Origin of the sequence: Sphingomonas sp. CFBP 8765, from assembly GCF_014841445.1 — a bacterium.
Classification (GTDB): Bacteria; Pseudomonadota; Alphaproteobacteria; order Sphingomonadales; family Sphingomonadaceae; genus Sphingomonas; species Sphingomonas aerolata.
The window spans coordinates 831,913-849,523 of sequence record NZ_JACYTY010000001.1 but is presented as its reverse complement, the minus strand read 5'-3'; the positions used below and the strand labels follow the sequence as shown (position 1 = coordinate 849,523).

The window sequence follows — 17,611 nt, the reverse complement described above, 5'->3', positions numbered from 1 at the left end:
CGGTGGTGAAATACTGGCTGGGAGACGAAACTATGCGGACGACGCTGTCATGGGCAAGCCGAGGGTCGTGGGTCATCGTGCTCGTGGGGGGTATGGTCGGCCTATCAGCCGTCGGGGCGCAAATCGCACCCGTCTCCACTGCATCTGCAGACGATCCCGCGCTGCAGGCGCTCCGGGAAAAGAACGCACGTGTTCAGCTCGCCAATTATCCGCGCGGGGCGCTGCGTCGCGGTGAGCAGGGAACCGTCGGGATCAGCGTTACCGTCGATCGGCAGGGGCGGTTGCGCGAATGTGCGGTTTCGAAGAGCAGCGGCTTTGCCGCGCTCGACGAGGCGACGTGCGACTTCCTGTTCTCGCACGCGCAGATTGCGGCCTATGTCGCACCGGGCGGCGGCGGGCCGACGACCCGGCAGGAGGGGCAAGTCGTTTGGACGCTGCCTGCGGGTGTCCGACCCACGACCGCATCAGCCACCGCGGGGCCGTTGCCGGAGAAGAAGATCTGTCGTGCGCAGGCGCGGACGGGCTCGCTGGTCGCGAGCCAGCGCATCTGCCTGACCAAGGCGGAATGGCGACGCCAGTATGAACTGGCGCAGGACGAGACCCGCGAGATGCATACCCGCGCGATGCCGGGCGACTGATCGACACGCCGGCCGCGTTTAGCCGGTATCGACCACGGGACCCTGATACCGGTCGATCGCGGCGAATATGTCGGTCAGCGCGTCGCGTTCGGTCGCGGTCAGTTCGGGACGCCAGACTTCGAACAGCAGGACGATCCGGGTCTGCGTCCCCCGGTTCCACGCCTCGTGCTCGAAAGAATCGTCGAATATCAGCATCCTGCCGTCGCGCCACGGGCGCGTCTCGGACCCTACGCGCAGCGCGCATCCGTCAGGGGCGATCAGGGGAAGGTGGCAGATAAGCCGCGTGTTGAGCATGCCGTGATGCGGGCGGATATGCGTGCCGGGGGTCAGCCGTGAGAAGATCGCCATCGGCGACCGGCCGGGAATGACGGGGATCGGCGCCAGCGACAGCGCGGCCATCGTGTTCGGGCATATCGTCGCATTGGGCTCGACCGGCACGCCACCACGCCAGAGGTTAAAGGCGCCCCAGCCCGGATCGTCGAGCAGCGGGTTTGCGGGCGGTGGTCGACCGGCCATGGTCTGCACATAGGGTGCAAAGCCCGGTCCGGCCGCGAGCACTGCGTCCAGTTCGGCGCGGATCGCGCCGGTTGCCGCTTCGATCGGGGCGACCCAGGCGAACTCGTCGCGCTCGAAATAGGCACGCTGCGCCAGGCCCGGGAAATAGAACATCGAGGGTTGCTGAAGATAGAGCTCGCTCCGGCCGAGCAGCAGGTCGAGCGCGTGGCGGATCCGGGGACTCGCCGTGCGCGGCATGTCCTTGAGGGCCGCGTCGAGATGCGCCGAGAAACGGCCGGCGACTTCGGTCAGGAAGGTCTCGCCAACCCGGAGCAGGGGGACGAGCGCGGGGGCGATGGTCGCACCCGGCTGGGAGGCGACCGACAGCGCGGTGCGATAGAAGGACTCCGCCGCACGATCGTCCCCACGACGACGCTTCAGCGCCGCCATCGTCAGCAGTGCGCCGAGATGCCGGGGCTCGGTCGCGAGAAAGCGGACGAGCGCGTCGTCGGCCTCGTCGTCGCGCCCGAGCGCCTGCGCCGCCTGCGCGATCAGAAACCAGGGCGCGGGCATGCCCGGTGCGCCGTCGCGCAATAGCGACAGCCTTTCATAGGCGACAGCGGCGTTGCCGTTGCGCAGCGCGGTCATGCCCTCACGGGCGAGCGAGTCGGCCTGTGGCCGGGTCAGGTGCATGACGCAGGCTAGCCTGGCAATGAACCGGATACAGCTAAAAACGTCCGGATCGGACCCGCCTATCTTCCATTCCGGGGGGGCCGGTTCAGCGTGTCCAGAGATCGGTGGCGAGCCGGTCGAGATAGTCCGCGGCGCTGGCGGCGGCGGTGGGGGTGTGGAGGCTTGCGAGTGCGGCGGGGTCGAGCGCCTTGGCGGCGTCCAGCAGGCCGCGCCATGGGGTCGATGCGCCGGGCCAGCTTGGCACCAGGATCGCTGCGCCGAGTTCGGCCAGGCGTTCGGCCTTGCGCATCTGTTCGTCGAAATAGCGCCATTCGGGCGCGCAGACATAGGGGCGGCCGACCCGCGCGATTTCGTGGACGATGGTATCGCCACTGGAGGCGACGACGACGTCGGCCGCGGCGATGTGCGCGGTGATCGTCGAGACCCAGCCGCGTAGGTGGAGATTGCCGAAATCGGTCTCATGGCCTTCGCGCTGAACGGGGCCGAGCACTAGCCAGTCGGTCTTTGGCAGTGCGCGCGCGGCCATGGTCAGCGGCGCATAGGGCGTGCCTGCGCCGCCGCCGCCGGTCAGCACGACGACGATCTCGCGGTCGGGGGAGAGGCCGAGCATCGCCCGCGCCTCCGTCTTGCCCGGCACGACGTCCCGCGCGGTGCACAGCCCGCCCGCATAATGGGTCATGGCGCGAATCCAGTCAGGGGTCTCGGGCTGTTCGAGCGCTTCGTCGAAGGGCGCGAGCAGGCCGACACAGGCGCGATAGCCGGCGAGATGCGCGGCATCGCCGCGGTTGCCGTGCATCCGGATCCCGATCGCGGGGACGCTGGCGATGCGGGCCAGCAGCGCGATCTCGGCGGAGACGTCGACCACGAACAGCGCGGGATCGACCGTGTCGAGATGGTCGAGGATCGTCCGCATCGTCGCGCGGATCGCCGCGTCGCCGACCGGTGCGCGGTGGAGGATGTCGGGGGTGGGCTGCGCGGCGAGGGCCGGCGGGGGGCTGTCACTGGCCGCGCCCTCGTCGGGCAGGGGCACCAGCGTGACGGCGCGCGCGAACCCGTCGAACAATGCGGGCCGCGCGGTCAGGATCGTGACGGCGCGCTCGGCGGGCAACGCGTCGATGATCGCCATCGCGCGATTGGCATGGCCGTGGCCCTGATGGCCGACATAGAAGGTGATCGGTTGAGGCATTACCGGGGGATACCCGCTCCGCAGCGTGAAATCCCCTGGGAAATCCCCCGGGAAATCGACAGTGGCCCCGTCGCCGCAAGCCGCCTAGTCTGTGCCGCATGAGCGATGATGACAGGTCCGAACCGACCAAGCTGACGCGGTCGAAGCAACGCTGGGCAAGCGAGGGCAAGTTCCTGACGGGAGCGACAGACCGCGCGGAGGGCGACCGCCTGCCGCCGGGGCAGCACCTGGTCCGCGACTGGCCGGTGCTCGATCTCGGCCAGCAGCCCGATATCGCGCGCGAGCGGTGGCGGCTGACGATCGACGGGCTGGTCGAGCGGCCGGTGACGCTCGACTGGGCGGGGTTCATGGCGTTGCCGCAGACCGCGGTGCGGTCGGACATTCACTGCGTCACGACCTGGTCGCGCTACGACAATGACTGGTCGGGCGTGGCGACGCGCGACCTGCTCGACCATGTCGGCCCGGGGGATGCGGCGGCGTTCCTGACGCTGCACGGCTATGACGGCTACACCACCAATGTCCCGCTGGCCGATTTCGCCGCGGCGGACGCGCTGCTCGTGCACAGCTGGCAGGGCAAGCCGCTGACCCGCGAGCATGGCGGCCCGGTCCGCCTCGTCATCCCGCATCTCTATTTCTGGAAAAGCGCGAAGTGGATTTCGCGGATCGCGTTCCTTGGCGCGGACAAGCCGGGCTTCTGGGAGGTCAATGGCTATCACCGGCGCGGCGACCCCTGGGCGGAGGAACGCTACAGCGAGGACTAGAGCAGGGTCGCGCACGCCTCCTCGATCGCGGCATAGACCGCGTCGAGGTCGGCTTCGTCGATGCAATAGGGCGGCATGACGTAGACGGTGTTGCCGAGCGGTCGCAGCAACAGGTCGCGTGCGGTGAAGAAGCGCAGCAGTTTCGGGCCGAGATCCGATAGATAGCCGCGATCGCCGACTTGCAGGTCGACCGCGGCGATCGTGCCGATGCGGCGCGGATTGGTCACGCCGGGCAGGCGGGCGATGCGGTCGAGATGCGCCGCCTGTCGCGCACCGAGTGTCGCGATCCGGTCATGCACCGGCTCGTCGCGCCAGATCGCCAGATTCGCGTTGGCGGCGGCGCAGGCGATCGGGTTGGCGGTATAGCTCGAGGAGTGGAAGAACATCCGCGCGCGATCGTCGGACAGGTGCGCGTCGAAGATCTCCGCGGTCGCCATCGTCACCGCGAGCGGGACCGCGCCGCCGGTCAAGCCCTTGGACAGGCAGAGGATGTCGGGCACGACGCCCGCCTGTTCGCAGGCGAGAAGCGTGCCGGTGCGGCCCCAGCCGGTCATCACCTCGTCGGCGATGAACAACACGGCGTGGCGGGCGCAGATCGCGCGCATCTCGGCGAGGACGTGCGGCGGATAGATCAGCATGCCGCCCGCGCCGAGCACGAGCGGTTCGACGATGAACGCGGCGGGCGCGGCGCGGCATGCTGCCTCGAGCGCGTCGAGCGTGGCCTGTTCGGCGCCGGGGTGGGGGAAGGGGATGGTGCCGACGTCGAACAGCAGCGGCGCATAGGCGCGGTTGTAGACGCCGCGTTCGCCGACCGACATCGTCCCGATCGTATCGCCGTGATAGCTGTGTTCGAGCACCAGGATCCGGTCGCGCGGTTCGTCGTGGTTGCGCCAGTAACCGAGCGCCATCTTCAGCGCGACCTCGACCGCGGTCGAACCGGAATCGGAGAAGAAGACGTGGCGCAGCGCCTTGGGCATGATCGCGACGAGGCCGTGCGCGAGCGTCTCGGCGGGCTCGTGCGTCCAGCCGGCGAAGATGATCTGGTCCATCCGCCCCGCCTCCTCAGCGATCGCGGCCATGATCCGGGGGTGGCGGTGGCCATGCGTCGTCACCCACCAGGACGAGATCGCATCGACGATCCGCCGCCCGTCGCTGGTATGAAGCGCCGCCCCCTCGGTCCGGACGATGCGGGGGATCGGGTCGCCCAGACCATGCTGGGTGAAGGGATGCCAGATCGGCGACGTCATCGGAAATCCTCGAGCCGGAAACTGGCGGCGAAGGCGGCGCCGAGCGCGGCGGCGTCGAGCCGGGGGAGCATCGGCAGCCGGCCGAGATGCCGCACGTCGCCCAGCCGGACGATCGCCGCCTCGCTGTGCGGGACCGCGTCGCCGACGAACGCGACGCCGAGGATCGGCACGTCGCGGTGGCGCAGCGCCTCGATCGACAACAGGCTGTGGTTGATCGTGCCGAGCGCGGTGCGCGCGACGATCACGACGGGCAGGCGCCACTGCGCGAACAGGTCGGCAAAGACGCAGGTGTCGGTCAGCGGCACCATCACCCCGCCCGCCCCCTCGATCACCAGCGGGCCGGGCAGCGCGGGGGGCACGAGCCGGTCGAGGTCGATCGTCACCCCGTCGATCATCGCCGCGCGGTCGGGCGAGCAGGGCGTCGTCAGCCGGTAGGCCTCGGGGAGGATCCGCTCGCGCGCGAGGCCGGACAGCGCGGCGACGCGCGACGCATCGCTGCCGCCGTCGAGCCCGGCCTGGACCGGTTTCCAATAGCTTGCGTCGAGCGCGCCCGCGAGCGCGGCGGCAAAGACGGTCTTGCCGACATCGGTGTCGGTGCCGGTAACGACGAGACGGGTCATGACAGGGCCTTTTGCAACGCGTCGCCTAGCCCTGCGATCTGGGGTGTGGTGACGTTGAGCGTGAGCGAGATCCGCAGGCGCGACGTGCCGCTGGGCACGGTCGGCGGGCGGATCCCGCGGACGTCGAACCCGGCCGCCTGGACCGCCGCCGCGACGCGCATCGTCGTCGCATCGTCGCCGAGCACGAGCGGGAGGATCTGCGATCCGGTCGGCACGACGCCGTAGGGCGCGAGCGTGGCTTCGGCGGTGGCGATGAGCGCGCGCAGGGCGGTGCGGCGTTCGGGTTCGTCGGCAAGTATCTGCAGGCTCACGCGCGCGGCGCTCGCCATCAGCGGCGAGGGCGCGGTCGAGAAGATGAACGCGCGGGCCCGGTTGACGAGGAAGTCGCGGACGACGTCGGGGCCGCAGACCAGCGCGCCCTCGCACCCCATCGCCTTGCCGCAGGTGCGTAAGGTAACGATGTCGGGCCGTCCCTCCAGATGCCCGGCGAGGCCGCGGCCATCGTCGCCGAACACGCCGGTGGCATGCGCCTCGTCGATCAGCACGACGCCGTCATGCGCCTCGGCGAGCGCGACGAGCGCGTCGAGCGGCGCGCGGTCGCCGTCCATGCTGTAGAGGCTTTCGACCGCGATCCAGGGCCGCCCGGTGCCGCCCGCGCGGCGCCACTGCGCGATCGCATCGGCAAAGGCGGTGACGTCGTTATGCGCTGCCGAGACCGTCTCCGCACGGCCGAGCCGCATCCCCTCATGCGCGCTCGCATGGATCAGCGCGTCGTGGACGACGAGGTCGCCGGTCTGCGGCAGCGTCGCGAACAGCGCGGCGTTGGCGGCATAACCGGTCGAGAAGTACAACGCGGCCTCCGCGCCGAAGAACGCCGCCGCCTCGGTTTCGAGCAGGATATGTTCGGGATCATTGCCGCGGAGCAGCCGCGATCCGCCCGAACCGACCGCGACGCCGCGCGCGAGCGCGGCCGCGACGGCCGCGGCGATCCGTCCGCTCTGGCCGAGCGCGAGATAGTCATTGGAGGCGAAATCAACTCCTTGCCGCGCGATCAGCGCACGGCGGCGCGTCGCGGCGGCAAGCGCGGAGAGGTCGCGATGATGCTGGTCGAACGCGGACATCGCGGCAGCCTCTAGCGACAACGCCGCGCCAGCGCGAGCCGATTGGCCGAAACACCCCGTCATAAAGAGGGATCGTTCGGTCGGATCGGGCATTTCTCTCCTATGGTATAGCAGGATCGGCTTGGCTAACCACGATTGCATTCTCCATTCCGGTCGAAGGTACCCTGCCCATGAAGCGCAAGACGCTGACCCAGTTCCTGATCGAACAGCAACGCGAGGCCGGCACGCTGCAGCCGCAGCTGCGCCTGCTGATCGAGGTCGTCGCGCGGTCGTGCAAGGCGATCAGCCATGCGATCGGCAAGGGGGCGCTGGGCGGCGTGCTCGGCAGCCTCGAGAGCGAGAACGTCCAGGGCGAGGTGCAGAAGAAGCTCGACGTGATCGCGAACGAGATGCTGCTCGAGGCGAACGAGTGGGGCGGGCACCTGGCGGCGATGGCGTCGGAGGAGATGGAGACGATCCACCTCGTCCCCAACCGCTATCCCAAGGGTGAATATCTGCTGCTGTTCGATCCGATCGACGGGTCGAGCAATATCGACGTCGATCTGTCGGTCGGCACGATCTTTTCGGTGCTGCGCGCGGCCGAGACCGCGTCGGGCGCCGATGTGTCCGAGCAGGACTTCCTCCAGGCGGGGCAGACCCAGGTCGCGGCAGGCTATGCAGTCTATGGTCCGCAGACGATCCTAGTGCTGACGGTCGGCGCCGGCGTGCACGAGTTCACGCTCGACCGCGAGATCGGGTCGTGGGTGATGACCGACACCAACATCCGCATGCCCGGTGGCAAGCGCGAATTCGCGATCAACACGTCGAATGCGCGCCAATGGTCGCCCGAGGTGACGCGGTTCATCGACGAGCGGATCGCGGGCAAGGACGGGCCGCTCGGTACCGATTACAACATGCGCTGGACCGGATCGATGGTCGCCGACGCGCACCGCATCCTCAAGCGCGGCGGCGTGTTCCTGTACCCACGCGACGTCCGCCAGCCCGGCAAGGTCGGCAAGCTGCGGCTGATGTACGAGGGCAATCCGATGGCGATGCTGATGGAGCAGGCAGGGGGTGCCGCCACCGACGGCGAGCAGCGCATCCTGTCGATCGAGCCGAGCAGCCTGCACCAGCGGATCGGCCTGATCATGGGCGATCCGGCAGAAGTCGAAGCGATAACCACCGCCTATCGGGAGTAGCGCGCATCGTCACCCGCCGGCGGTCGGGGGTTGGGGCATGACGGACGAGGGCGCGCGTTGAAAAGGGGAGAAATTCGATGGAAGTCACCTCACAAAGACTCGCCGAGCAGCGTGACGACCGGACGTCGTGGCGACGCCTGATCGACGATCATGACCGTATCGCCGAACGCTGCGCCGACCTGGTCGCGCTGTTGCAGCGGCGCGGGCATAATTGCGCGGGGGCGTCGCGCAAGCTGCTCGAGCTGGCGGTGCTGGTCGCGGATCATCTGGGCGTCGAGGACGAGGTGATCGACCTGACCGCGATCGCGACCGAGGCGGACTATTCGCCCGAGACGGTCGCGGTCATGGCCGCGGAACTCGACGCGCTGCGCCGCGAATGGCGGGTGTTCATCGCGCACTGGCTGCCGACGATCGAGCCCGCCGACTGGTATGAGTTCCGCGGCGAAGCCGAGGCGATGCTGAGCCGGCTGACGCATCAGGTGCAGCGCGAAAGCGCGCTGTTGTATGACGATGCGCTGCGCGCGGGGGTGATCGCGACCGGGCCGGTCGACCTGCAATAATCGCGGCGACAGGGTTCTTAACCCGGCGGCGATATCAAGGGCCATGATGCGCGTCCTGACCCTGTCCACGCTGTTTCCCGATGCGAGCCGGCCCAATTTCGGCGTCTTTGTCGAGCGGCAGACGCTGGGGCTCGCGGCGCATCCGGGGGTCGACCTGCGTGTCATCGCACCGATCGGCCTGCCGCCCGGGCCGCTGCGTCTGATGCCGCGTTTCGCGCCGCTCGCGCGGTTGCCGCTCAAGGAGACGTGGCGTGGGGTGGGCGTGCAGCGGCCGCGGTTCACGACGATCCCTGCGACCGGGGGGCGGTGGCAAGCCGCGGCGCTGACCCGCGCGCTGATCCCGGTGCTCGACGCCGTGCGGCCGAATTTTCCATTCGATGTCATTGATGCGTCGTTCTTCTTTCCCGACGGCGTTGCCGCGGTCGCGCTCGGGCGACGCTATGGCGTGCCCGTGTCGATCAAGGCGCGCGGGGCGGATATTCATCTTTGGGGTCGTGCGGCGGGCACGCGCGCGCAGATCCGGCGTGCGGGTTGCGCGGCGGACGGGCTGCTCGCGGTCAGCGCGGCGATGCGCGCGGACATGATCGCGATGGGGATGCCGGCGGCGCGGATCCGGGTGCATCATACCGGAGTCGACCAGGCGCGGTTCCGCCCGATCGACGCGGCGGCGCGTGCGGCTGAGGCGGCGCGGCTGGGCGTGACGGGGCCGATGGTGCTGTCGGTCGGGGCGCTGATCCCGCGCAAGGGACATGACGTGGTGATCGAGGCGGTCGCGCGCCTGCCGGGTGTCTCGCTGAGGATCGCGGGCGAGGGGGGCGACCGGGCGCGGCTGGAGGCGCTGATCCGCACGCTCGGCGTGGGGGGCAGGGTCCGGCTGCTCGGCAGCGTCGCGCATGAGGCGATTCCGCGGCTGGTCGCGACCGCCGACGTGATGGCGCTCGCCTCGGCGTCCGAGGGGCTGGCGAATGCGTGGGTCGAGGCGCTGGCCTGCGGGACGCCGATCGTGATCACCGATGCGGGCGGCGCAGGCGAGGTGGTCACGTCGGGCGAGGCGGGCCGGATCGTGCCGCGCGATGCGGCGGCGTTCGGCGCGGCGATCGCGGGGATCCTGGCGGCACCGCCGGCGAGAGAGGTGACGCGGCGTGTCGCGGCGCGCTTTACCTGGGAGGCTAACAGCGCCGCGCTGTTCGCGCATCTGGCGGGGCTGGTCGGGGGCGGAGCCTAGCGCGCCCGACCAAACGCCTGAAAAGCCTCAGCCTTCGAGAGGGTAGAGCGCGGCGGCGATCCAGCGGCCTTCGCCGCGAAGCACGGCCCAGGCGCGCGCGGCGGCGCGGCTGTCCATCGCCTCGATCCCGACGCCCTGCGCCTCGACCGCGCGGCGGAAGGCGGCGGCGGGCTGGCGCAGCTGCGATCCGGTGCCGAGCAGCAGGAATTCGGGCTTGGGCGACAGCGCGAGGACGCTGGCGACATCGTCCGCGCCCAGTGCCTCGAACGGCGGCGGCGTCCAGCCGTCGGCGCGCGACGGGGTGATCAGCAGCGCGGTATAATAGCCGTCGTCGACCCGGAACCCGCCATGACCGATCGCCGAGATCATCGGTCCGTCGGTCTTTTCCTTGTCCATTCTCACGCGCTTGTCCTCACGTGCCGGGCCCGCCGCGCATCAGCGGCCGGCCTTCGGGCCCACGCGCTCGGCGTCGTCGCGGTCGCCCTTGCGGCCCTCGGGCTCGGCGCGCAGGCCGAGCGTGATGAGCAGCGACGACGACACGTAGATCGACGAATAGGTGCCGACGACGATGCCGAGGATCATCGCCGCGGTGAAGCCGCGCAGCACGTGCCCGCCGAGCACCAGCATCGCGGTCAGCGCGAGCAGGATCGTGACCGAGGTCATGACGGTACGCGGCAGCGTCTCGTTCACCGACAGATCGATGATCTCGCGCATGTCCATCTTGCGATAGCGGCGCATATTCTCGCGGATACGGTCGTCGATGACGATCTTGTCGTTGATCGAATAGGACACGATCGTCAGCACCGCGGCGACGATGTTGAGGTCGAATTCGAACTGCGTCAGCGCGAAGAAACCGAGCGTCATCAACAGGTCGTGGACGATCGCGACGACGGTCGACACGCCGAACTGCCATTCGAAGCGGACCACCGCGAACAGGCCGATGCCGAGGATGGCCAGCCCGACCGCGAGCAGCCCCTTGCTGATCAGCTCGTCCGAAACCTTGCCCGAGATCGTGTCGTATTTCGAGAAGGTCGCGCCGGGGAACTTGACCGCCAGATCGTCGGCGACCTTCTTGACGAGTGCGTTGGTCGCACCCTCGTCGGTGCTTTCGGGGATCGGCAGACGGATCGACAGCACGGTCGGATCGGCGAAGGACTGGATCGAGGCTTCGCCGACGCCGAGACGATCGACCTCGGTACGGACCGCGTCGATCGACGGCGGAGTCGCGAACCGCTCCTCGATCAGGACGCCGCCGACAAAGTCGACGCCCATGTTCAGACCCTTGGCGAAGACCAGCCCGACGGCGGCGAGCGACAGGAGGATGGTCAGCCCGAACGCCCATTTGCGGAGCGAGACGAACTTCAGGTTGGTGTTGTCGGGTACGAGTTTCAGCAGGCGCATGATGATGTCTCCCGCCTCAAATATTGATCGTGGTGGGGCGGTTCTTGCGCAGCCAGAGCGCCACGAGCATCCGCGTGAAGGTCACCGCGGTGAACACGCTGGTGCAGATGCCGATCAGCAGCACGACCGCAAAGCCCTTAACCGGGCCGGAGCCCAGCAGGAGCATGATCACGCCGGTGATCGCGTGCGTGACGTTGGCCTCGAAGATCGTGCGTGACGCCTCCTTATAGCCGAGCTCGACCGCCTGGACGATGTTGCGCCCGCGGCGGCGTTCCTCGCGAATACGCTCGTTGATCAGCACGTTGGCGTCGACCGCAGTACCGATCGTCAGCACGAAGCCGGCGATGCCGGGCAGCGTCAGCGTCGCGTTGAGCATCGCCATGACGGCGACGATCACGAGGATGTTGATGACCACCGCGAGGTTCGCATAGAGGCCGAACCGGCCATAGGTCACGAACATGAACACGATCACCGCGAGCGCCGCGACGATGCTGGCCAGCACGCCGGCGCGGATCGAATCCTTGCCGAGATCGGGGCTGACGGTGCTCTCGGCGATGATCTTCAGATTGATCGGCAGCTTGCCCGATCGCAGCGAGATCGCGAGTGCGTTCGCCGATTCGGTGGTGAAATTGCCCGAGATCGAGGCGCGACCACCGAGGATCGGCTCGTTGATGTTGGGCGCGGAGATCACCGAATTGTCGAGGATGATCGCGAACGGCTTGTTCGTGTTTTCCTGCGTGACCTTGGCGAAACGTCGTCCACCGACCGCGTCGAAGGTGATCGCCACCTGCGGCGCGTTGGTCTGCGGCTCGAACTCCTGGCGGGCATCGGCGAGCTGATCGCCCGAGATGATCACCGATCGCTTGACCGCGATGAACGGAATGCCCTGCGGATTGCCGGGGTAAGGAATGACCTGGCTGCCGACGGGGGCGATGCCCTTGACGAGATCGGCGGGGTTCGCGGTCTCGTCGACCAGCTTGAATTCGAGCTTTGCGGTCTTGCCGAGCAGGTTCTTGAGCGCCTGCGGATTCTGCAGGCCCGGCACCTGGACGACGATACGCGTCGCGCCCTGGCGGACGATCGTCGGCTCCTTGGTGCCGAGTTCGTCGATGCGGCGGCGGACGACTTCGGTCGCGTCCTTCATCGCGGTGTCGATCGCCTGCTGGAGCCCGGCCTCGGTCGGCTTGAGCACGAACCGGCTGGTGTCGACGACGTTGATGTCCCATTCGCGCTGGCCGCTCATCCCGGCGCCACCGCCGGTGATCGAGAGCAGCCGCTCGCGCGCGGCATCGACCTGGCTCGGATCGCGGAGCAGGAAGCTAAGCTGCCCGCCACGCACCGAAATATCGCCGATCGCGATCCGCGGCGTGCCGTTGCGCATCGTGCCCGCGATGCTGTCGCGCATCGCCTCGATCCGCGAATTGGCGAGATCGGCGGTGTCCGCCTCGAGCAGCAGATAGCTGCCGCCCGCCAGATCGAGACCCAGGTTGATCCGCTTATGCGGAATCGCCCCCCACTTGCTGGTCGTCGATTCGGAGAAGAAGCTCGGGATCGCAAGCGCGCAGAGCACGGCCAGCAGGCCGATGATCGACGCGACCTTCCAGCGGGGGAAATCCAACATCAGTCGTTCGCCGGCTTCGTGTTCGGGCTGGTGATGTCGGTGAGCGTCGCCTTGACGACGCGGACGCGCGTGTTGGGCGCGATCTCGACCTCGACGATCGCGTCCTCGACCTTGGTCACCTTGCCGATGATGCCGCCGGCGGTGACGACGCTGTCATTCTTCTTGACCGCCGCGACCGACGCCTGGAGCGCCTTCATCCGCTTTTGCTGCGGACGGATCATCAGGAAATAGAAGACGATGAAGACGAGGAAGAGCGGCGCGAGGCTCAGGAACGAGGCGATGCCGCCCGATGTCGCCGTCTCGCCGGCGGCCTGCGCATATGCTGGGGAAATGAACATGGAGTCCCGTTTTGGCTGGTGGGCAGGCGCCATACGCCCGCGCTCGCATGGGCGATGCCGCTATCACCGGTTGCCGCCCCGCGCAACCGATGCGCGCCGGTGAAGCGTGGCCGGGCCGCGATGAGACGGACGAATATGGGCTTTGCCGCAATCGCGTGCTTGCATCGTGCGCAACATCCGCATAATGCGCGCCCTTCGGTCGGGGCGTAGCGCAGCCTGGTAGCGCATCACACTGGGGGTGTGGGGGTCGCAGGTTCGAATCCTGTCGCCCCGACCAGAAATTTCCGGAGCCGGCCGCCAGAGGCGATGCCGCTCCCGGGCACGAAATATCGTGCCATTCCAGATCCTGGTGTCAGCGTTTGCAGACGGGGCCGGTGCGTGCCGCGACCTGATCCGCGACGATCCGCATCGCGCCCTTGTCGGTCTCGCCGGTCATCGTCATCCGTGCGGTAAAGCCCGTCGCGCCATAGCTGCCCGCGCGGACGATCCGCATCGGCGGCCCCTTTTTCTGCGGACAGCTCATGACATGGTCGATCCGCCCGCCCGCGAACTGTGCGCGCTCGACGGTGCAGCGCGCCTCGGGCTTGGGGACGAACAGCGCGGCGACGCCCGACGATGCCTGTTCGGGCGGCAGGCATTTGCGCTCGGTCTTCGATTTTCCGCGCATCATCCGCAGGATAAACCCCGGCGCACCCGGAATGACGAGCTCGACCGCGGTCGAGGTGATCGCCCAGGCGCCGGGCGGCAGCGCCTGCGCCGACGCGGCGGCGGGGAGCAGGAGAAGGGCGGACAGCAGGACGGGATGGCGCATAGGAGGGGCAGTCTGTAGCGCCGGCGGGGTGCTGGCAAGCGGGGTGCGAGGGGTTTTCATGGGCGAGATCATCAATTTGCGGCGGGCGCGCAAAGCGCGGGTGCGGCGCGAGGCGGGGGTGGTGGCGGACGCGAACCGCGCGGCGTTCGGGCGGACCAAGGCGGAGCGTGCGCGGGATGCTGAGGAGCGGGCGCGGGGGGAGCGGGTGCTGGATGGGGCGCGGCTGGATGGGGAGGAAAGCTCAGGTTTGGGAGCGGGTTGCGGGGTGATCAGGGGGGGGGTGCTTGGCTCTGGATCCTGACTTTCGTCAGGATGACGGATGGGAGTGGGTGTTCGTCTTTTACCATTCGTGTCGCTGATCTTGCTTTTCGCTAACCTATATGGTTATAGGGTGTGCGGCGAATCGGGGGGGTCGGGGATGGAGATCGGTGGGCTGATCGAGGCGGTGATCGATCGTGAGGGCGGGTACGGCGATCATCCGGCGGATCGCGGGGGGGCGACGCGGTTCGGGATCACGCAGGCGGTGGCGCGGGCGCATGGGTTTGCGGGGGACATGCGGGTGTTTCCGCGGACGGCGGCGGTCGCGATCTATCGGCAGGCTTACTGGATTGACCCCGGATATGAGGGGGTTGGCCGGCTCGCGCCGGATATTGCGGGCGAATTGTTCGATACCGGGGTCAATATGGGGCCGGCGGTCGCGAGCGGGTTTCTGCAGCGGGCGCTCAACGCGCTCAATCGCGGGGCGAGCGATTATCCCGATCTCGTCGTCGATGGCCGGATCGGGCCGGGGACGCTGGCGGCGCTGGCGGGGTTCCTCAAGCGACGCGGGGCGGGGGGCGAGGCGGTGCTGCTGAAGGCGATCGAGGCACTGCAGGGCGAACGCTATGTCGCGCTGGCGGAGCGGCGGCCGGCGAACGAGGCGTTCCTTTATGGCTGGCTCGCGAACCGGGCCTGAGGCGGAAAGCGCCACTTTTCCAGGGGGGTGTCATGACGAGAGGCGTTGAGGAGGGGGCGGAGCTGCCCGCCGATCCGTGGGTGACGCGGGCGCGGCCGGGGTTCCTGTACGTGATGTACGCGTTGCTGCTGGGGGCGATCCCGGTCGGGCTGCTCGCGGCGGTGCGGCCGGCAGCGGCGCAGGCGATCGCGGGCGGCGTGGGGGCGTATCTGGGGGCGATCCCCGAGCCGCTCTACGCGCTCTTCGGGACGGGGTATCTGGGGTATACCGCGGCGCGTGAGTGGGGGAAGCGGCGGTGAGCGGGACTGGTATCGGAGCGGCGGGCGTGGCGTTCGGGGCTCTGGATCCTGACTTTCGTCAGGATGACGTAAAGGGGGAAGGTAACCGGGAAGCTGACAGGGAAGTCGAGCGGGAGGGTGAGGGGGTGGTGCAGGGGGTCGGTGCAGCGGACCGTTGCGTGGTCGAAAGCGCACCCTACATCGCGGTCATGAGTGCAAATGATCCCCACGCCATGCCGGTCTGGCACGGCACCACCATCCTTTCGGTCCGGCGCGGCGGCAAGGTCGTCGTGATCGGCGACGGCCAGGTCTCGATGGGCCAGACGGTCATGAAACCCAATGCGCGCAAGGTGCGGCGGCTCGGCGACGGGTCGGTGATCGGCGGGTTCGCCGGCGCGACCGCGGACGCCTTTACGCTGTTCGAACGGCTCGAACGCAAGCTGGAGCAGCATCAGGGGCAGTTGCTCCGTGCCGCGGTCGAGCTTGCCAAGGACTGGCGGACCGACAAGTTCCTGCGCAACCTCGAGGCGATGATGATCGTCGCGGACAAGGACGTGACGCTGATCCTGACGGGCAATGGCGATGTGCTCGAGCCCGAGAACGGCGTCGCGGCGATCGGATCGGGCGGCAACTATGCGCTCGCCGCGGCGCGCGCGCTGGTCGAGTATGAGAGCGATGCCGAGGTGCTGTGCCGCAAGGCGATGGGAATCGCGTCAGAGCTCTGCGTGTACACCAATGACCGGCTGACCGTGGAGTCGATGGACTCGACCAGCTGATTTCGACGCCCCTCCCGTTCGGGGGAGGGGTCGGGTCGGGCTTCACCAGGCGCCCGTCCCGCGGATAGTCCCCACCCCCAACCCCTCCCCTGAAGGGGAGGGGCGAAGAAGAGTGATCATGAACGACCAGCTTACCCCCAAGGCCATCGTGGCCGCGCTCGATGCGCATATCATCGGCCAGGCCGCGGCCAAGCGCGCGGTCGCGGTGGCGATGCGCAACCGGTGGCGGCGCCAGCAGCTCAGCGAGGATCTGCGCGACGAGGTGACGCCGAAGAACATCCTGATGATCGGGCCGACCGGCTGCGGCAAGACCGAGATCAGCCGGCGTCTGGCGAAGCTGGCCGATGCGCCGTTCGTCAAGGTCGAGGCGACCAAGTTCACCGAGGTCGGCTATGTCGGCCGCGACGTCGAGCAGATCGCGCGCGACCTGGTCGAGGAGGCGATCCGGCTGGAGAAGGAGCGCCGGCGGATCGCGGTGAAGGACAAGGCCGAGGAGGCGGCGATGGGCCGGCTGCTCGACGCGCTGGTCGGCAAGGATTCGAGCACCGCGACGCGCGAGAGCTTCAAGCAGCGGTTCCTCGACGGGCATCTGAACGCCGCCGAGGTCGAGATCGAGGTCGAGCAGGCGCCGACCACGCCGTTCGAGATCCCCGGCGGCGCGCCGCAGATGATAAACATCGGCGAGATGATGAAGTCGCTGGGCGGCGGGCAGCAATTGAAGCGCCGCAAGCTGACGGTGACCGCGGCGTGGGACAAGCTGGTCGAGGAAGAGGCCGACAAGCGGCTCGACCAGGACGAGGTGAGCCGCGTCGCGTTGGCGGATGCCGAGGCGAACGGAATCGTGTTCCTCGACGAGATCGACAAGATCGCGGTGTCGGACGGGCGCGGCGGATCGGTGAGCCGCGAGGGCGTGCAGCGCGACCTGCTGCCGCTGATCGAGGGGACGACGGTCGCGACCAAATACGGACCGATGAAGACGGACCATATTTTGTTCATCGCGAGCGGGGCGTTCCATGTCGCCAAGCCGAGCGATTTGCTGCCCGAGTTGCAGGGGCGTCTGCCGATCCGGGTCGAGCTGAAGGGCCTGACCGAGGGGGATTTCGTCGCGATCCTGTCGGACACCAAGGCGTCGCTGCCGCTGCAGTACAAGGCGCTGATCGCGACGGAAGGCGTCGAGATCCGCTTCACCGAGGACGGCATCGCCGCGGTCGCGCGGATCGCCGCCGAGGTGAATGCCGAGGTCGAGAATATCGGCGCGCGGCGGTTGCAGACGGTGATGGAGAAGCTGCTCGAGGATGTCAGCTACAATGCCGAGGATCGCGGCGGGTCCAGCGTGGTGATCGACGGGGCGTATGTCGACAGCCAGCTGAAGGAGATTGCGCGGAATACGGATCTCAGCCGGTTCGTGCTTTAGTCTGGGGGTTTTTCGGGTGCGTTCGGGGGCGGGGGTGCCATTGCGCTCCCCCGCTCCGTTCGTGCTGAGCGAAGTCGAAGCACTTGGGGCAGGCCCTTCGACTTCGCTCAGGGTGAACGGGTGGGGCGCAGGCGCCCCCTCTCTTCCGTCATCCTGGGCTTGACCCAGGATCCAGGGTTACGGGCGGGGTCGCTTTTGGCTCTGGATCCTGACTTTCGTCAGGATGACGCGGGGCGTGAGGTGGTGCGCGCACCACGGTCGTCAGCCTAGGGGAAGCGTGGTCCGCCGCGTGG

At 68.4% G+C, this 17,611-nt stretch carries 19 protein-coding genes, 1 tRNA gene and 1 pseudogene; 11 read left to right on the top strand and 10 right to left on the bottom strand.

The window, feature by feature from the left end; genetic code table 11:
• Positions 1-92: 92 nt before the first annotated feature.
• A complete protein-coding gene (locus tag IFT87_RS04080; protein ID WP_052149179.1) occupies positions 93-638 on the top strand; it encodes an energy transducer TonB in 546 nt (181 codons plus the stop codon).
• A gap of 18 nt (positions 639-656) precedes the next feature.
• Here IFT87_RS04080 and IFT87_RS04075 read toward each other — a convergent pair whose 3' ends face one another.
• Together IFT87_RS04075 and IFT87_RS04070 are read right to left on the bottom strand one after the other, a co-directional pair.
• A complete protein-coding gene (locus IFT87_RS04075) occupies positions 657-1,826 on the bottom strand; it encodes an aspartyl/asparaginyl beta-hydroxylase domain-containing protein (RefSeq protein WP_249403169.1) in 1,170 nt (389 codons plus the stop codon).
• An 85-nt stretch (positions 1,827-1,911) separates the two neighbouring features.
• Entirely contained in the window at positions 1,912-3,012 is a 1,101-nt protein-coding gene (locus tag IFT87_RS04070; protein WP_192007608.1) for a glycosyl transferase, read from the bottom strand.
• Positions 3,013-3,110: 98 nt separating this feature from the next.
• Here IFT87_RS04070 and IFT87_RS04065 point away from each other — a divergent pair, with 98 nt between their 5' ends.
• The gene (locus IFT87_RS04065) at positions 3,111-3,773 is read left to right on the top strand and encodes a sulfite oxidase-like oxidoreductase (RefSeq protein ID WP_192007606.1); all 663 of its coding nucleotides are present in this window, start codon (positions 3,111-3,113) and stop codon (positions 3,771-3,773) included.
• Here the strand turns inward: IFT87_RS04065 and IFT87_RS04060 are convergent.
• Genes IFT87_RS04060 through IFT87_RS04050 form a run of 3 tightly spaced genes read right to left on the bottom strand, consistent with a single transcriptional unit; the run spans position 3,770 to position 6,761 of the window.
• Positions 3,770-5,020 carry an adenosylmethionine--8-amino-7-oxononanoate transaminase gene (locus IFT87_RS04060; protein ID WP_192007605.1) on the bottom strand — a complete coding sequence of 417 codons (1,251 nt, stop codon included), beginning with the start codon at positions 5,018-5,020 and terminating at the stop codon, positions 3,770-3,772. The two genes, IFT87_RS04065 and IFT87_RS04060, sit on opposite strands and share 4 nt — an antisense overlap.
• Complete coding sequence (gene bioD / locus IFT87_RS04055; protein WP_192007603.1) at positions 5,017-5,640, bottom strand: dethiobiotin synthase; 624 nt, start codon at positions 5,638-5,640, stop codon at positions 5,017-5,019. The genes IFT87_RS04060 and bioD overlap by 4 nt, the downstream gene beginning before the upstream one ends.
• Positions 5,637-6,761 (bottom strand): 8-amino-7-oxononanoate synthase, encoded by a 1,125-nt coding sequence (locus IFT87_RS04050; RefSeq protein ID WP_192007601.1) that lies wholly within the window; start codon positions 6,759-6,761, stop codon positions 5,637-5,639. The genes bioD and IFT87_RS04050 overlap by 4 nt, the downstream gene beginning before the upstream one ends.
• Before the next feature lie 170 nt (positions 6,762-6,931).
• Here IFT87_RS04050 and IFT87_RS04045 point away from each other — a divergent pair, with 170 nt between their 5' ends.
• From IFT87_RS04045 to IFT87_RS04035, 3 genes are all read left to right on the top strand, one after another.
• A complete protein-coding gene (locus tag IFT87_RS04045; protein ID WP_037530220.1) occupies positions 6,932-7,939 on the top strand; it encodes a class 1 fructose-bisphosphatase in 1,008 nt (335 codons plus the stop codon).
• A 77-nt stretch (positions 7,940-8,016) separates the two neighbouring features.
• On the top strand, positions 8,017-8,499 hold the full coding sequence (locus IFT87_RS04040; RefSeq protein WP_192007599.1) for a hemerythrin domain-containing protein: 483 nt from the start codon (positions 8,017-8,019) through the stop codon (positions 8,497-8,499).
• Between the two features lie 43 nt (positions 8,500-8,542).
• The gene (locus IFT87_RS04035; protein ID WP_192007597.1) at positions 8,543-9,724 is read left to right on the top strand and encodes a glycosyltransferase; all 1,182 of its coding nucleotides are present in this window, start codon (positions 8,543-8,545) and stop codon (positions 9,722-9,724) included.
• A gap of 27 nt (positions 9,725-9,751) precedes the next feature.
• On the opposite strand, the gene IFT87_RS04030 is transcribed toward IFT87_RS04035, so the two are convergent.
• Genes IFT87_RS04030 through yajC form a run of 4 tightly spaced genes read right to left on the bottom strand, consistent with a single transcriptional unit; the run spans position 9,752 to position 13,084 of the window.
• Entirely contained in the window at positions 9,752-10,120 is a 369-nt protein-coding gene (locus IFT87_RS04030; protein WP_107931815.1) for an Mth938-like domain-containing protein, read from the bottom strand.
• Between the two features lie 39 nt (positions 10,121-10,159).
• On the bottom strand, positions 10,160-11,125 hold the full coding sequence (gene secF, locus IFT87_RS04025; RefSeq protein ID WP_031441217.1) for a protein translocase subunit SecF: 966 nt from the start codon (positions 11,123-11,125) through the stop codon (positions 10,160-10,162).
• A 16-nt stretch (positions 11,126-11,141) separates the two neighbouring features.
• On the bottom strand, positions 11,142-12,746 hold the full coding sequence (secD, locus tag IFT87_RS04020) for a protein translocase subunit SecD (protein WP_031441218.1): 1,605 nt from the start codon (positions 12,744-12,746) through the stop codon (positions 11,142-11,144).
• Positions 12,746-13,084: a preprotein translocase subunit YajC gene (gene yajC / locus IFT87_RS04015; protein WP_037532337.1), complete on the bottom strand. Its 339-nt coding sequence runs from the start codon at positions 13,082-13,084 to the stop codon at positions 12,746-12,748. The genes secD and yajC overlap by 1 nt, the downstream gene beginning before the upstream one ends.
• Before the next feature lie 200 nt (positions 13,085-13,284).
• Here yajC and IFT87_RS04010 point away from each other — a divergent pair.
• Positions 13,285-13,361 (top strand) — tRNA-Pro (locus tag IFT87_RS04010).
• Between the two features lie 75 nt (positions 13,362-13,436).
• Here the strand turns inward: IFT87_RS04010 and IFT87_RS04005 are convergent.
• Complete coding sequence (locus tag IFT87_RS04005; protein ID WP_084215302.1) at positions 13,437-13,895, bottom strand: DUF3617 domain-containing protein; 459 nt, start codon at positions 13,893-13,895, stop codon at positions 13,437-13,439.
• Between the two features lie 58 nt (positions 13,896-13,953).
• Between IFT87_RS04005 and IFT87_RS04000 the strand changes: the two genes are divergently transcribed.
• The 5 genes and pseudogenes from IFT87_RS04000 to hslU all read left to right on the top strand — a co-directional run bounded on the left by IFT87_RS04000 (position 13,954) and on the right by hslU (position 17,318).
• Positions 13,954-14,196, top strand: a complete 243-nt coding sequence (locus IFT87_RS04000) for a DUF4169 family protein (protein ID WP_192007596.1) — start codon at positions 13,954-13,956, stop codon at positions 14,194-14,196.
• A gap of 117 nt (positions 14,197-14,313) precedes the next feature.
• Positions 14,314-14,850, top strand: a complete 537-nt coding sequence (locus tag IFT87_RS03995) for a glycoside hydrolase family 108 protein (protein WP_037530946.1) — start codon at positions 14,314-14,316, stop codon at positions 14,848-14,850.
• 71 nt (positions 14,851-14,921) lie between these two features.
• Positions 14,922-15,149: pseudogene (locus IFT87_RS03990) on the top strand (3TM-type holin); the annotation flags it as partial.
• A gap of 212 nt (positions 15,150-15,361) precedes the next feature.
• A complete protein-coding gene (gene hslV, locus IFT87_RS03985; RefSeq protein WP_081874259.1) occupies positions 15,362-15,904 on the top strand; it encodes an ATP-dependent protease subunit HslV in 543 nt (180 codons plus the stop codon).
• Between the two features lie 118 nt (positions 15,905-16,022).
• Positions 16,023-17,318 carry an ATP-dependent protease ATPase subunit HslU gene (hslU, locus tag IFT87_RS03980; RefSeq protein WP_037530944.1) on the top strand — a complete coding sequence of 432 codons (1,296 nt, stop codon included), beginning with the start codon at positions 16,023-16,025 and terminating at the stop codon, positions 17,316-17,318.
• Positions 17,319-17,611: the final 293 nt, after the last annotated feature.

Excerpts from the sequence above, each read along its gene's own strand:
- IFT87_RS04000 (WP_192007596.1), top strand. The coding sequence starts at position 13,954 with ATGGGCGAGATCATCAATTTGCGGCGGGCGCGCAAAGCGCGGGTGCGG.
- IFT87_RS04075 (WP_249403169.1), bottom strand. The coding sequence starts at position 1,826 with ATGCACCTGACCCGGCCACAGGCCGACTCGCTCGCCCGTGAGGGCATG.
- IFT87_RS04030 (WP_107931815.1), bottom strand. The coding sequence starts at position 10,120 with ATGGACAAGGAAAAGACCGACGGACCGATGATCTCGGCGATCGGTCAT.
- IFT87_RS04080 (WP_052149179.1), top strand. The coding sequence starts at position 93 with ATGGTCGGCCTATCAGCCGTCGGGGCGCAAATCGCACCCGTCTCCACT.
- IFT87_RS04005 (WP_084215302.1), bottom strand. The coding sequence starts at position 13,895 with ATGCGCCATCCCGTCCTGCTGTCCGCCCTTCTCCTGCTCCCCGCCGCC.
- secF (WP_031441217.1), bottom strand. The coding sequence starts at position 11,125 with ATGCGCCTGCTGAAACTCGTACCCGACAACACCAACCTGAAGTTCGTC.
- IFT87_RS04065 (WP_192007606.1), top strand. The coding sequence starts at position 3,111 with ATGAGCGATGATGACAGGTCCGAACCGACCAAGCTGACGCGGTCGAAG.
- IFT87_RS04070 (WP_192007608.1), bottom strand. The coding sequence starts at position 3,012 with ATGCCTCAACCGATCACCTTCTATGTCGGCCATCAGGGCCACGGCCAT.
- IFT87_RS04045 (WP_037530220.1), top strand. The coding sequence starts at position 6,932 with ATGAAGCGCAAGACGCTGACCCAGTTCCTGATCGAACAGCAACGCGAG.
- IFT87_RS04060 (WP_192007605.1), bottom strand. The coding sequence starts at position 5,020 with ATGACGTCGCCGATCTGGCATCCCTTCACCCAGCATGGTCTGGGCGAC.
- hslV (WP_081874259.1), top strand. The coding sequence starts at position 15,362 with ATGCCGGTCTGGCACGGCACCACCATCCTTTCGGTCCGGCGCGGCGGC.
- yajC (WP_037532337.1), bottom strand. The coding sequence starts at position 13,084 with ATGTTCATTTCCCCAGCATATGCGCAGGCCGCCGGCGAGACGGCGACA.
- secD (WP_031441218.1), bottom strand. The coding sequence starts at position 12,746 with ATGTTGGATTTCCCCCGCTGGAAGGTCGCGTCGATCATCGGCCTGCTG.
- IFT87_RS04050 (WP_192007601.1), bottom strand. The coding sequence starts at position 6,761 with ATGTCCGCGTTCGACCAGCATCATCGCGACCTCTCCGCGCTTGCCGCC.
- IFT87_RS04040 (WP_192007599.1), top strand. The coding sequence starts at position 8,017 with ATGGAAGTCACCTCACAAAGACTCGCCGAGCAGCGTGACGACCGGACG.
- IFT87_RS03995 (WP_037530946.1), top strand. The coding sequence starts at position 14,314 with ATGGAGATCGGTGGGCTGATCGAGGCGGTGATCGATCGTGAGGGCGGG.
- IFT87_RS04035 (WP_192007597.1), top strand. The coding sequence starts at position 8,543 with ATGATGCGCGTCCTGACCCTGTCCACGCTGTTTCCCGATGCGAGCCGG.
- hslU (WP_037530944.1), top strand. The coding sequence starts at position 16,023 with ATGAACGACCAGCTTACCCCCAAGGCCATCGTGGCCGCGCTCGATGCG.
- bioD (WP_192007603.1), bottom strand. The coding sequence starts at position 5,640 with ATGACCCGTCTCGTCGTTACCGGCACCGACACCGATGTCGGCAAGACC.